Below are 13,029 nucleotides of genomic sequence, written 5' to 3' on the forward strand. Positions count from 1 at the left end.
GCCCCTGCCCACGTGCCCGATTAAAGCGCCTGAACCTGCACCGGCGATCCGGTGTGACCATCGATCAACGGCACGATCACGAGATAGCGCCGCCCCGCGTCCGCTTGCGGCGCATTCACCGAAACGACTTGCCGTATCTGACCAATCGCATTGACGATGGCGGAGCCAGCGGGATTGGTCATGAAGTTCGCCAGCGCATCGATGCGTCCGCTGCCGTCCGCGCGGTCAGCCAGACCAAGGACATAGGGTTGCTTCGGTTTCAGGCCCGTCACGGACGCCTGAAGCACCTGCAGCAAGCCCTGATCGAAAAGCGCAACGCTTGTCGGGAAATTCTCCGCGCCCGATGCGTGCGCGCCCGCCGCGCCAAGATAGAGATGAGCGGTATTGCCGGCGACACCGAGCGGCTGAAGGTTTTGCATGCCGTCACCCTCGGCCACCGCGCCGGGAACATACGTGACAGCTTGAGGCGCCTGGCCAATCGGCACCTGCGCAATCACCTTGTTGGTCAGCGTATCGATGGCGGCGAGCGCATCGGCGTTTTCCAGCCCGACATACACGCGCGCACCGTCTCCCGAAGGCCAGATGCCATGCGGCAGATTGCCGACCGGGATCGTCGCGACCTGCTCGTAGTTGTCGGTACGGAACACCTTCACTTCGTTCAGGCCGCCCACCGTCACGTACGCGAACATCCCCTGCGCGTTCTCGACGATATTCACATGATTGGTGATCGGGCCGGTGTCCAGCGTCTTGAGCAAATCGAACGGCGGCTTCGCCTCGAACACCTGCGTCTTGCCGACATCCTTGAGCGTGAACCAGACCTGCTTGCCATCCGGACTGGCGGCAATGTTCGGGCAAAACGGACTGGCTTGCGGTACCTTGCCGACGATCTGGTGATCGGCCACCGAAATCACGTCGACCTCCGGATTGAAGGACGAACAAACGTAGCCATACTTACCATCGGGCGAGAATATCTGCATACCGGGGCCGGCCGGAACGGTAATACGTGTCTTTTCCTCGTAAGTCGTTCCGTCGAGAACCGCGACATAGTTCTCGCCGCGCACAGTCACCCAGACCTCCTTCCCATCGGGCGTGAAGAACGCCTCATGCGGGGAACGCCCAACGTACGTCACGTGCTTGACGGCATTGGTCTCGGTATCGATAAACGAAACCGAGTTCGATCCGATGGAGACGACCGCGAGTGTCTTGTGATCGGGCGAAAAACCCATGCCGTGAACCAGAACCTGGCCACGGTAGAGCGGACTAAAGTTCGTCGGCGCGGGATCGCCGAGTCGGATTACGCCGAGCAGCCGATTGTCTGCGGGATCGGTAACCGAAACCGTGTTGGAGAACTGCTCGGCCGCATAAACCCGATCGTGGTGGCTGACACGAATGTCGGGCGCACTGTCGGCGCCCGGAACCTGCCCGGCCGACGCGAGACTCGATGCGGCCAAAGCCGCAGCGAAGGCGATGGTCCGCAACGTCAATACACGTGCACTCATTTCTGTTCCTCATGATTTGACGTCGATGCCGGCGAGTCCATGGGCATGTTCATATGCATGTTCATGGGCATCGACGAATGGTCGGGCCCGGTGGCCTGGCTGGGGTGAATCTGGTCAGGCGACGGCGACGACAGCGGAAGCGACTGCCCCAACGCGACGCGCATGGCCACAATTTCCTGCTGCTGTTCGACGATGATTTCCTGCGCGATACGGCGCAGTTGCTCGTTGCGGCCATACCTGAGTTCGGCTTGCGCCATATCGATCGCGCCTTGATGATGCGGAATCATCATCGCGACGAAATCGTGATCGACATCACCCGATGGCTGCACGGACATGCCGTCCATCATCTTCGACATCGCCACGTCGTTTTCTTTTAGAAATGACGTCTCCGATGCTGCCGGCGGATTCAACAATTCGCCTGAATATGCGGTTGAAGCGATCGATAAACACGAAGCCATCGCAATGACCACGAGTATGAGTGGCCTCGATGTACTGGCTGGACGCATGCGTTTCCCCTGGTGCTGTTCATGGTCGCTAACACCGTCATTCGCTGCTTTATTCCAGCATGACGGGTGTGCACCGCGGCGGGTCCTCGTGATCGAGACCAGATCACCGACGATATATCGCGACCGCTGAATCTATCGCCCTCCCCGGTGACTGTCATTAGCCGAAGACTTAACGCTTCTTAAGAAAAGTGAATGTCCCGTTCGCGAGCGGCTATGGCAGCCTCGCCTTCTCCGCCCCCTGAACGCGCTTTAACGGTGTCGAATTCGGATCACAGAGACATCGCGCTTGCGCGACGTGAAGAATGCATACGCATACGTGACAAGACTTGTCTACAGCGATTGCGGGCTGACAATTATTGAGAATAAACCGCCGATCGACCTCACAGTTTGCCTCGACATCAGGCGCCGGCGCAGTCCTTCATCACGATGACCCGTGCGGTGCTTCGATAAGTTGGCCCACTCGGGTCCCGCTCTAATTGGAAACGCACTCGCCGTATGCCTCAGGTTTGCATCTCCCCAAACTCCCCCGATTCAATGCACCAAACCTGTGAATCGGCGCGCCGTTAACACGAATTCCTCGCCCGTCATTTCCCGTCGGCTTCCCGTACACGCCCGCCCCGCTTCGGTTGGCTCGCGCCTTGCTTAGAGCATCGCCTGCCGCGCAACACCCAGTCGCGCCCACCACCTTTCCAGGGATCACAGGATGGCTCTCGTCCAAACACTCGCGTCGCGCCGACGCCTGCTCGCCGCGCTGCTGAGCGCGCCCGTACTTGCCGTTTTCGCCGCGCCCAGCGCGCACGCTGACGCGCTCGACGCGATCCAGAAGCGCGGCACGCTGCGCGTGGCGGTGCCGGAGGACTATCCGCCGTTCGGTGCGGTCGGCCCCGACATGCAGCCGCAAGGCTATGACATCGACATGGCCGCGCTGCTCGCGAAGTCCATGAAGGTGAAGCTGCAACTCGTGCCCGTGAACAGCGGCAACCGCATTCCGTATCTCCAGACCGACAAGGTCGATCTCGTGATCTCCTCGCTCGGCAAGACGCCCGACCGCGAAAAGGTGATCGACTTCTCGACGCCTTACGCGCCGTATTTCCAGGGCGTGTTCGGCCCCGCCGACATCAAGGTAAGCGGCCCGGCCGACCTCACCGGCAAGACCGTGGGCGCGACGCGCGGCGCGCTGGAGGAAGTGGCGCTCACCAACATGGCGCCCAACGCGACCATCCGCCGTTTCGACGACAACAATGCGACCATCCAGGCCTTTCTCTCCGGCCAGGTTCAGTTGATCGCCGCGGGCAACATCGTGGCGGCGGCGATTCTCGCGAAGCATCCGCCGCGCGAACCGCAGATGAAGTTCGTCATCAAGGACTCGCCCTGCTTCGTCGGGCTCAACAAGAACGAGCCGCAACTGCTCGCGAAGGTCAACGCCACGATCGACGAAGCGAAGAAGGACGGCGCGCTCCAGGCGATGTCGAAAAAGTGGTTTGGCCAGCCGCTGCCCGCCAATCTCTAAGGCCTCGCGCGCCACGCGCGTCATCACCGCGAAACTCCTTTTCCGTTCATGAGCTATCAGCTTCAGTTCGGCGACCTTGCCGCCTATAGCGGCATGTTCGCGTCCGGCGCGGCCGTCACGCTCGCACTCACCGCCGCCTCCACGGCGCTCGGCGTGAGTCTTGGCGTGGCGGGCGCCGCCGTGTACCAAAGCAGCCATGCGGCTGCGCGTGCGATCGTTCACTGCTATGTCGAAGCGGTCCGCAATACGCCGTTTCTCGTGCAACTGTTCTTCGTGTTCTTCGGCTTGCCCGCGCTCGGCGTGCATATCGGCGAATACACGGCGGCCGTGTTCGCGATGACGCTCAATCTTGGTGCGTACGCCGTGGAAATTCTGCGCGCGGGCATCGACGCCGTGCCGCGCGGGCATCGCGAGGCTGCCGCCGCGCTCGCCATGTCGCCGCGCGAAACGTTCGTGCACGTGCTCTTGCCGCAAGCCTTCGCGAAGGTCTTTCCGGCACTCACGAGCCAGATCGTCATTACCATGCTCGGCTCGGCTGTCGTCTCGCAGATTTCCGTCGCCGATCTCACGTACGCCGCGAGCTACGTGCAGTCACGCAATTTCCGCGCGTTCGAAACGTATTTCCTGATCGCGGGGATTTATCTGGCGATGGCGCTCGTGCTGCGCGCCGTACTCAACGCGGCCGGCCGCAAGCTGTTCGCACGCAGCCCGCGAGGCACGCGATGATCGAATTCACATTCGCGCAAATCCTCGAAGGGCTGTTGCTGGCCGCGCGCTGGACCGTGCTGCTTTCGCTCGTGTCGTTCGTCGCGGGCGGGGCGCTCGGTCTTGTCCTGCTCGTCATGCGCGTGTCCAGTTCGCGTGCGCTGCGCGCGATCGTGCGGATCTACATCGAGGTGTTTCAGGGCACGCCGCTGCTGTTGCAGCTGTTCATCGTGTTCTTCGGTTTGCCGCTCGTGGGCGTGGACGTGTCGCCCTGGGTCGCCGCGACGCTCGGCCTCACGTTCTTCACGAGCGCCTATCTCGCCGAAATCTGGCGCGGCTGCGTGGAAGCGGTGCCCAAAGGCCAGTGGGAAGCCTCCTCCAGTCTCGCGATGCATTACTTCGAGCAACTGCGCCACGTGATCCTGCCGCAAGCGGCGCGCATCGCCGTCGGCCCGACCGTGGGCTTCGGCGTGCAGGCGATCAAGGACACGGCGCTCGTCTCGATCATCGGTTTCGCCGAACTCACCAAGGCCGGAACGATCATCTCGAACGCGACGTTCCGCCCGTTTCTCGTTTATGGCCTCGTCGCGCTGATCTACTTCGTCCTGTGCTACCCGCTCACGCGCTACGCACGCTCGCTGCAAAGGAAATGGCATGCCGCTCGTTAAAACCCAGGGCGTCGAAAAACAATTCGGCGCCAATCATGTGCTCAAGGGCATCGACCTCAGCGTGGAGCGCGGTCAGGTCGTGAGCATCATCGGCCGCAGCGGATCCGGCAAAAGCACGTTTCTGCGCGCACTGAACGGCCTCGAAAGCATCGACGCCGGTTCGATCGAAATCGATGGCGAACACGTCGATGCACGCCACGCCGACCTGCGCGCACTGCGGCTGAAGGTCGGCATGGTGTTCCAGCAATACAACCTTTTCCCGCATCTCACGGCCGGCCAGAACGTGATGCTCGCGCAGACCGTCGTCAAGAAAACGTCGCGCGCCGCCGCGCGCGAGACGGCGCAGCAGATGCTCGAACGCGTGGGACTCGGCAACAAGTTCGATGCGCTTCCCGAGCAGCTTTCGGGTGGTCAGCAGCAGCGTGTGGCGATCGCCCGCGCGCTGGCGATGAAACCGAGCGTGCTGCTGTGCGATGAAATCACCTCGGCGCTCGACCCCGAACTCGTGGGCGAAGTGCTGAGCGTGGTGGAAAGTCTCGCGCGCGAGCACATGACGCTGATTATGGTCACGCACGAAATGCGTTTCGCGCGCGCCGTGAGCGATACCGTCGTCTTCATGCACGAAGGCCGCGTGTGGGAGAGCGGCCCGCCGGAGACCATTTTCGAGCAGCCTGAGACGGTGGAATTGCGGCGCTTCATTCAATAGCGCCGTTCAAGTCACGAAAGGCAGCTTGCTATGTCGCGCCTGCGCAAGCATCGATACGGTGATCTTGCGCACCTCCAGCTTGCTCTGCGTGACGTGCGCGCGCAGCAGAATGCCCGCTTCGGCGGTCTTGCCGCGCTCGATCAGCGAGAGTATGGTCGCGTGCTCGTCGTAGGTCGCATCGGTGCGATGCGGTTTCAGGAAATCGAGGCGCCGCACGATGCGGATACGCTCGGTCACTTCGTTGTGAACCCGCAGCATTTCCGCGTTGCCGGTCGCTTCGACCAAACCACGATGAAACCCCTCGTCGAGCCGGAACATCCGCGCCGGATCGCTCTCGCGCGCGTCGGGCGCGACGCACCAGAGCGCCTTGAGCGCCTCGATGGCGGGATGCGGCGGCCGCGCGCTCGCTACGCGGTCGATCGCGGCGAGTTCCAGCACGATACGCAGATCGTAGAGCTGATCGAGCCGCTCGAAGTCGATATCGCAGACTTTCCAGCCGCGCCGGAATCCCACTTCGAGATAGCCTTCGCGCAGCAGCCGAAACAGCGCATCGCGCATCGGCGTGCGCGAGACGCCATAGTGCTGCGCGATATCGGTTTCCGAAAAACGATCGCCGGGAAACAGCCGGAAATCGAAAATATCGTGCTTGAGCCGCTGATAGACCTGCTCCGCCAGCGGATTCGCGCCATAAACCACTTTCGCGTCGCCGGCGCTCGTGTCGTCGGGCGCGTCCGTCGCGTCCGCCTGCTTCGTTTCGGTTTGCCGTTTCGGTTCGATGACTACTCTCCTGCCCGTTACTCGTCGCCTTGCAGCTTACGCGCGCGCTTCGCAGGCCGCCGCATCCGGCGGCTCGATCAGACTCACGTGCGCGGCCACGATAATCCAGCCTCCGAACGGCGCGCCAGCCGAACCGAGCCGCGCCCAGGTCTGCATCTGCCGGCCGACGAGCGGCGTCGCATCGCTCGTGAATTCGGTGCTCACCGTCGCGTAGTCGCGGCCGAAGGTGGTCACCACCGTACGATGGCGGCGGCGCGACGTCGGCACCGGCGCGCACGTTTCGCGCCACGCGCGAATGGCCTCGCCGCCGTGCTGGATTTCGGCGATGCCGTAGCGCACCGTCTCGGGCGCGTCCCAGAACAGTACGTTCATCGCCGCGACATCATTGTCGATCAACGCGCGTTCGTAGGCTTCGAACGCGTCCGTCACTTCGGCGACGATGGCCGGATCGTCAATCATCGCGACCTCTTTCATTTGCTCACCGGTTTGCATCGTCACGCATCGGCCTCCAGCAGTTGCGCAAGGCTCGCGGTCCATCCCACGATACCGCCTTGCGAATGGATCATCGCGAGCGTCGCCGCCTTGAACGCGGGAATATAGCTCGCGGTCGCGTCCTCGATCAGCAGGCAGTCGTAACCGCGGTCGTTCGCCTCGCGCATCGACGTCTGCACGCAGACTTCCGTCGTCACGCCCGCGAACACCAGATGCGTGATGCCGCGCTGGGCCAGTTCCTCGCCGAGCCGCGTCGCATGGAACGCGCCCTTGCCTGGCTTGTCGATGACGAGTTCGCCGCCGACCGGCGCGAGCGCGTCGACAATCGCGTTACCCGGCTCGCCGCGCACGAGAATGCGGCCCATCGGACCTGCGTCGCCGATGCGCGCGCTCGGCTGCCCGCGCAGCCGCTTGGCAGGCGGACAATCGGAAAGATCCGCCGCATGCGATTCGCGCGTATGCACGACGAACCAGCCGCGTTCGCGCGCGTGATGCAACAGGCGCGCGACGTCCGGCACGATGCCGCCCAGCAGCGAAACGTCGTTGCCGAGCGCCGCGCCGAAGCCGCCCGGCTCGATGAAATCGCGCTGCATGTCGATCACCACGAGCGCCGTCTTCGGCGCCTCGAAAACAAACGGCGAAGGCAGCGCGCCAGCAAGTGTCGGCATGATCGATCAACCCTCGTAAGTGCGTTCGGGCGGCGCGAAACCGCAGGACGTGCCGTCGCTCACGCGCACCTCGCTTTCCCACGGCAGACGATATTCGCCACGCACCATGTCCTGCATGAAGGTGTACGGGCAATCCTGCGCGCCGCCTTTGACGGCCACATAGCCGCGATGCCCGAGCTGATAGATATTGTTCTCGACGCCCCAATGCACGCGCGCCTCGCGCACCAGATCGGGCCGCATTTCGCAGGTGATGATTTCGTCGGGACGATGGCTGCCGTCCACCATGACAGTGCCGTCGAAATCGCAGAACATGCCCTCGCCCATCGAATCGAACGTGCCGTCGCTGCCGCACAGACAGACGCTCGCGGTCTGCGCGAGATTCTGAAACGCATTCGACTGATTGGTGATGCGCCAGGCGTGACGGATCGGCGCCGTATAGCCCGCCGTGCGCACGATCACTTCCGCGCCCTTGTACGCGGCTTCGCGCGCCATTTCCGGGAACATGCCGTCGTGACAGATGATGAGCCCGAGCTTGACGCCGCGCGGCCCCTCGCACACCGGCACGCCGAGATTGCCCGGCTCCCACGGCTCGACCGGCACCCACGGATGCAGCTTGCGGTAGTAAAGCCGGATCTCGCCGCGATCGTCGATGATCAGGCCGCTGTTATACGGATTACCGCGCGGATTGCGCTCCATGATCGAGAAGCAAGCCCAGATGCGATGCTCGACGCACGCCGCCTTGAACGCCGCCACTTCGGGGCCGTCGAGCGTGCACATGATCGCGTCGTCGGTGCGCATCGACAGACCGTGCAGCGCGTATTCGGGAAACACCACCAGATCCATCGACGCGTTGTTGCGCCGCGCCTTGCCGACCAGATCGACGATGCGCTGCGTCTGCGCCGCGAGTTGCGCGGGCGTTTCGACATCGGGATTGCACAGTTGCACGAGGCCGATCACCACGCCCGCGGGCGAGCGGTTCAATCCGCCGAGTCCACTCGAACTCATTGCTCAGGCTCCATGAAAGGCGGCGGACGGGACCGCCGCTTCGGTTTGACGATCGTCGCCGTGGCCCGCCATGTGGCGGCCGAGCACCACGCGGTCCGCGTTCTCGGCGGCGGTTTCGAACACGAGCCGCCCTTGCGCGATCACCGCGATGCGGTCGGCCAGTTCGAGCAGTTCATCGAGATCCTCGCTCACCAGCAGCACGGCCGCGCCCGCGTCGCGCGCGGCGAGAATGCGCGCGTGGATATCGGCCACCGACGCGAAGTCGAGCCCGAACACCGGGTTCGCGACGATCAGCACGTCGACCGGCTGGCCCAGCTCGCGCGCGAGCACCGCGCGCTGCACGTTGCCGCCCGACAGCGTGCCGATGGCGCGCTCCGGCACCGGCGGCCGCACGTTGAATTCGGCGATGCGCTGCGTCGCACGTTCGCGCAATGCGCGCCGGTTCAGACGCCAGCCGCCCGAGCGCAGCGGCGCGCGGTCGAAGTCGCGCAGCGCGAGGTTTTCGGCGATGCTCAGGTTCGCCACGCACGCATTGCGCAACGGCTCTTCGGGCAAAGCGAACACCGACAAACGCGTCATCGCTTCACGGGTCGCGCGATACGGCTCGCCCTTCACGCGCATCGCACCCGACTGCGCGCGGCGCTGGCCGACCAGCGCCTCGACGAGTTCTTTCTGGCCGTTGCCCGACACGCCGGCCAGCCCGAGGATTTCGCCGGCGCGCACGGCCAGCGACGCTTCCCGCACCGCCGCGAGGCCGCGGTCGTCGAGCACGGTCAACTTCGAAAGTTCGAGCAATACCGGCGCTTGAGCGGCGAGTGGTTTGCGCGCGGGCCGCGCGGTGTCGATGTCCGCCGTCGCGCGCGCTTCGGCTTTGGCCGCCGCGTCGGCGTCCGTTCCCATCATCCAGGCGGCGAGGCGATCGCGGTCGGTGTCGCGCACCGCGCAACTGCCGACCAGACGCCCTTTGCGCAACACCGTCACATCGTCCGCATACGCCATCACCTCGCGGAACTTGTGCGTGATCATCAGCACCGTCAGCGCGTGGCGCGTGGCGAGATCGCGCATCAGGCCGAGCACTTCGTCGGCTTCCTGCGGCGTGAGCACGGACGTCGGTTCGTCGAGAATCAGCAGACGCTGACGCAGATACAACTGCTTGAGAATTTCGAGCTTCTGCTTCTCGCCCGCCGCGAGACCGGACACGGGCGCGTCGAGCGCGAGCCGGAATGGCATCTCCCGCATGAACGCGTCGAGCGCCTTGCGCTCGGCATCCCAATCGATCTTCCACGGCATGCGGCCGCGCGCGAGCACGAGATTCTCTTCGACCGACAAGCCCGACGCCAGCGTGAAGTGCTGATAGACCATGCCGATGCCGAGCGCCTGCGCATCGCGCGGCGACGCGATGCGCGCCTCGCGGCCGTCGGCGACGATCTGCCCGCTATCGAGCAGGCCATAACCGACGAGCCCTTTCACAAGCGTGCTCTTGCCCGCGCCGTTTTCGCCGAGCAAGGCATGCACCGTGCCCGCGCGCACCTTGAGCGTGACGTCGTCGAGCGCGCGGAATGCGCCGAAGCGCTTGCTGGCGCCGAGCACTTCGACGCTGAGCGCGCCGCGCTTCGGCGGCAGCGCTTTCATGCTGGCGAGCGTCGACATGATCAGCGTCCGAGCGTGGCGAGCAGCGCGTGCGAATCGGACACCGTGCCGAACACGCCGCCCTGCATCAACACCATCTTCAGCGCCGCGTCGTGATTGCCTTGATCGGTCGCGCCGCAGCAATCGGCAAGGATCGTGCATTCGAAGCCGCGGTCGTTGGCCTCGCGCATCGTCGTATGTACGCACACGTCGGTCGTGATGCCGGTGAGCACGAGATTGGCGATGCCGCGCGTGCGCAGCACGAGTTCGAGATCGGTCGCGCAGAACGAGCCCTTGCCCGGCTTGTCGATCACGATCTCGCCCGGCAGCGGCGCGAGTTCGTCGATGATTTCCCAACCCGGTTCGCCGCGCACGAGGATCTTGCCGCACGGACCGTCGTCGCCGATGCCGATGCCGTTCGTGCCCGCCTGGCGGCTGCGCCAGCGCTTGTTCGCGGGCAGATCCGAGAGATCGGGACGATGGCCCTCGCGCGTGTGAATGATGGTGAAACCCTGCGCGCGCATCGTGGCGAGCACGTGCTTGATCGGCTCGATCGGCGCGCGCGTGAGCGAGAGGTCGTAGCCCATCTTGTCCACATAGCCGCCGAATCCGCAGAAGTCGGTCTGCATGTCGATGATGACGAGCGCGGTGTTATCGGCGCGCAACGCGCCGTCGTAGGGCCACGGATACGGACGGGCTTCGATGAAACGGGTCATGTCGGTCTCCGGTGAGACGAGATGGATCGATGGCGAAATAACGCGTGAACAAGGCGTCGGCAAAGCGTCAGCGCGTGAGGCTCAATTCGCCGGGCGCGCCGGCCAGCGAGCGGTCCGGGCGGCAATTGACGATCATGATCGCGAGCGTCAGCACATAAGGCGCGGCGTTGAAAAGGTAATAGCCGCTCGTCACGCCGATCGCCTGCAACGCGGGGCCGAGCGCGCCCGCCGCGCCGAACAGCAGCGCGGCCCACAGGCAGCGCAGCGGCTGCCAGCGCGCGAAAATCACCAGCGCGACCGCCATCAGCCCCTGGCCGCTGGAGAGACCTTCGTTCCAGCTGCCCGGATAGACGAGCGACAGATACGCGCCGCCAACGCCCGCAAAAAAGCCGCCGACCGCCGTCGCGGCGATGCGCACGCGCGTGACCGGATAACCCATCGCACGCGCGCTCTGAGCGTTGTCGCCGACGAGGCGCAGCGTCATGCCCCAGCGCGTCGAACGCAATCCCCATTGCAGGAGGAACGCCATCGCCACGCCAATCAGAAACAGCGGGTTCACGTGCAGCGCGTTATGCAATTGCGGCGACGCGCTCCAGGCGCCGAAATCGAACGAGCGCAGCATCGGCGCTTGCGGCTCGATAAAGGGCTTGCCGAGATAGAACGCGAGGCCGGTGCCGAACAGCATCAGCGCGATGCCGAAGGCGATGTCCGAGACGCGCGGCAGCGAACAGATCAAACCGTGCAGACAGCCGAGCAGCAGCCCCGCGCAACCGGCCAGCAGCACGCCGAGCCACGGCGAGCCGCTCAGATACGCGCCCGCATAACCGCTCATCGCGCCCGTCACCAGAATGCCTTCGAGGCCGAGATTGACGCGCCCGCCCTTCTCGGTCAGGCATTCGCCGAGACTCACGAACAGATACGGCGTACTCACGCGCACCGCGCCCGCGATCAGCGAGAGCAGCAGCACGGCAAGCGGCGAATGCAGATCAGACATGGCTTTGCTCCAGCGTGGAAGCGACATCGGACGGCGCGGCGGCCTGCAATTTCACGCGCCATGCGGCGGGCCGTCCGCCGAGCGCCTCCCACGCGAGCAGATTGGCGAACAGCAGGCCCTGAAGCACGAGCGTGGTCGCGTCGGGCAGATCGAGACGGCGTTGCAGCAGACTGCCGCTCGCCTCGATGCCGCCGATCATCAGCGCGCACACGATGATCGCGAGCGGATTCTGGCGTGCAGCGAACGCCACGAGAATGCCCGCGTAACCGTAGCCCGCGAGCAGCGAGGCGTTCGCGCTGCCCTGCACGGCCGCGACCTCGAACATGCCCGCGAGACCCGCCGCCGCGCCGCCCAGCGCGCACGCCGTCAACGCGAGCGAATTCACCGGCAGGCCGACGAGACGCGCGGCGCGCGCGTTGCCGCCCGTTGCGCGCATGGCGAAGCCCTTCGTGCTGTGACGCACGAAGACCCACGCGGCCACGCACGCCAGCGCGCCCCAGAACAGCCCCCAATGCACTTCGAGTCCCGGCAGCGAGCCGATCGAGAACGCATCGGGCAGCGGCGGCGTCGACGGCTTGTTCAGGCTCGCCGGGTCGCGAAGCGGCCCTTCGACCAGAAACTTGAACACCGCGATCGCGATATAGGACATCAGCAGCGAACTGATCGTCTCGTTGACGCCGCGCCACTGCCGCAACGCCCCGACCGCGCCGATCCACGCGCCGCCGACGATCATGCCGGCCAGCGCCATGACAGGCGTCGCGACGAACCACGGCGTCCCGTGCGGCAGCAGCGACGGCACGACCGCCGCCGCGAGCCCGCCGAGCGCGAGCGCGCCTTCGCCGCCGATCACGATCAGCCCGACCTGCGCGGGCAGCGCCACGCACAGCGCGGTGAGCATCAGCGGCGCGGCACGCAGCAGCGTGCTCTGCCACGCGAACGACGAGCCGAATGCGCCCTGCGAGATCAGCGCGATTGCGTCGCCCGCCGGTTGGCCCTCGATCAGCAGAAAGAGCGAGAACAGCAACAGCGTGCCGACGATGGCGGCAAGCGTCGGCAGCGCGGGCAACAGGCCGATCAGCGCGCGGGCGCCGGCCGACGTCACCGAGGAAGCGGGAGCGCGCATGATCTCTCCTGGCGAGGTTGAGCGATGGGGG

The 13,029-nt window shown here is 65.0% G+C and carries 14 protein-coding genes; 4 read left to right on the forward strand and 10 right to left on the reverse strand.

Going from position 1 to position 13,029, the window contains the following annotated elements; genetic code table 11:
* Positions 1-20 precede the first annotated feature (20 nt).
* Entirely contained in the window at positions 21-1,499 is a 1,479-nt protein-coding gene (locus tag G5S35_RS16525; protein ID WP_183039216.1) for a YncE family protein, read from the reverse strand.
* The gene (locus G5S35_RS16530; protein ID WP_183039217.1) at positions 1,496-2,005 is read right to left on the reverse strand and encodes a DUF305 domain-containing protein; all 510 of its coding nucleotides are present in this window, start codon (positions 2,003-2,005) and stop codon (positions 1,496-1,498) included. Before G5S35_RS16530 ends, G5S35_RS16525 begins: the two co-directional genes overlap by 4 nt.
* 703 nt (positions 2,006-2,708) lie before the next feature.
* Here G5S35_RS16530 and G5S35_RS16535 point away from each other — a divergent pair.
* From G5S35_RS16535 to G5S35_RS16550, 4 genes are read left to right on the forward strand one after another with little or no spacing between them, the layout of a single operon-like run.
* Complete coding sequence (locus G5S35_RS16535) at positions 2,709-3,515, forward strand: transporter substrate-binding domain-containing protein (protein ID WP_183039218.1); 807 nt, start codon at positions 2,709-2,711, stop codon at positions 3,513-3,515.
* A gap of 48 nt (positions 3,516-3,563) precedes the next feature.
* The gene (locus tag G5S35_RS16540) at positions 3,564-4,241 is read left to right on the forward strand and encodes an amino acid ABC transporter permease (RefSeq protein ID WP_074987389.1); all 678 of its coding nucleotides are present in this window, start codon (positions 3,564-3,566) and stop codon (positions 4,239-4,241) included.
* Positions 4,238-4,888, forward strand: coding sequence for an amino acid ABC transporter permease (locus G5S35_RS16545; protein ID WP_124261755.1), 651 nt, complete (start codon positions 4,238-4,240; stop codon positions 4,886-4,888). Before G5S35_RS16540 ends, G5S35_RS16545 begins: the two co-directional genes overlap by 4 nt.
* Positions 4,875-5,594, forward strand: coding sequence for an amino acid ABC transporter ATP-binding protein (locus G5S35_RS16550; RefSeq protein ID WP_065058372.1), 720 nt, complete (start codon positions 4,875-4,877; stop codon positions 5,592-5,594). Before G5S35_RS16545 ends, G5S35_RS16550 begins: the two co-directional genes overlap by 14 nt.
* 6 nt (positions 5,595-5,600) lie before the next feature.
* Here G5S35_RS16550 and G5S35_RS16555 read toward each other — a convergent pair whose 3' ends face one another.
* From G5S35_RS16555 to G5S35_RS16590, 8 genes are all read right to left on the reverse strand, one after another.
* A complete protein-coding gene (locus G5S35_RS16555) occupies positions 5,601-6,290 on the reverse strand; it encodes a GntR family transcriptional regulator (RefSeq protein ID WP_065058371.1) in 690 nt (229 codons plus the stop codon).
* A 117-nt stretch (positions 6,291-6,407) separates the two neighbouring features.
* Positions 6,408-6,830, reverse strand: a complete 423-nt coding sequence (gene hpxZ / locus G5S35_RS16560; protein WP_110329599.1) for an oxalurate catabolism protein HpxZ — start codon at positions 6,828-6,830, stop codon at positions 6,408-6,410.
* Positions 6,831-6,865: 35 nt separating this feature from the next.
* Positions 6,866-7,531, reverse strand: coding sequence for a cysteine hydrolase family protein (locus G5S35_RS16565; protein WP_065058370.1), 666 nt, complete (start codon positions 7,529-7,531; stop codon positions 6,866-6,868).
* A 6-nt stretch (positions 7,532-7,537) separates the two neighbouring features.
* Complete coding sequence (locus G5S35_RS16570; RefSeq protein WP_124261754.1) at positions 7,538-8,536, reverse strand: formamidase; 999 nt, start codon at positions 8,534-8,536, stop codon at positions 7,538-7,540.
* A gap of 3 nt (positions 8,537-8,539) precedes the next feature.
* Entirely contained in the window at positions 8,540-10,186 is a 1,647-nt protein-coding gene (locus G5S35_RS16575) for an ABC transporter ATP-binding protein (RefSeq protein ID WP_080180542.1), read from the reverse strand.
* Between the two features lie 2 nt (positions 10,187-10,188).
* Complete coding sequence (gene biuH / locus G5S35_RS16580; protein ID WP_074987393.1) at positions 10,189-10,881, reverse strand: biuret amidohydrolase; 693 nt, start codon at positions 10,879-10,881, stop codon at positions 10,189-10,191.
* Between the two features lie 67 nt (positions 10,882-10,948).
* Positions 10,949-11,875: an ABC transporter permease gene (locus G5S35_RS16585; protein ID WP_065058367.1), complete on the reverse strand. Its 927-nt coding sequence runs from the start codon at positions 11,873-11,875 to the stop codon at positions 10,949-10,951.
* A complete protein-coding gene (locus G5S35_RS16590) occupies positions 11,868-12,998 on the reverse strand; it encodes an ABC transporter permease (RefSeq protein WP_183039219.1) in 1,131 nt (376 codons plus the stop codon). The genes G5S35_RS16585 and G5S35_RS16590 overlap by 8 nt, the downstream gene beginning before the upstream one ends.
* Positions 12,999-13,029 lie beyond the last annotated feature (31 nt).

Source organism: Paraburkholderia tropica (genome assembly GCF_014171495.1).
In the GTDB taxonomy this organism is placed as follows: Bacteria; Pseudomonadota; Gammaproteobacteria; order Burkholderiales; family Burkholderiaceae; genus Paraburkholderia; species Paraburkholderia tropica.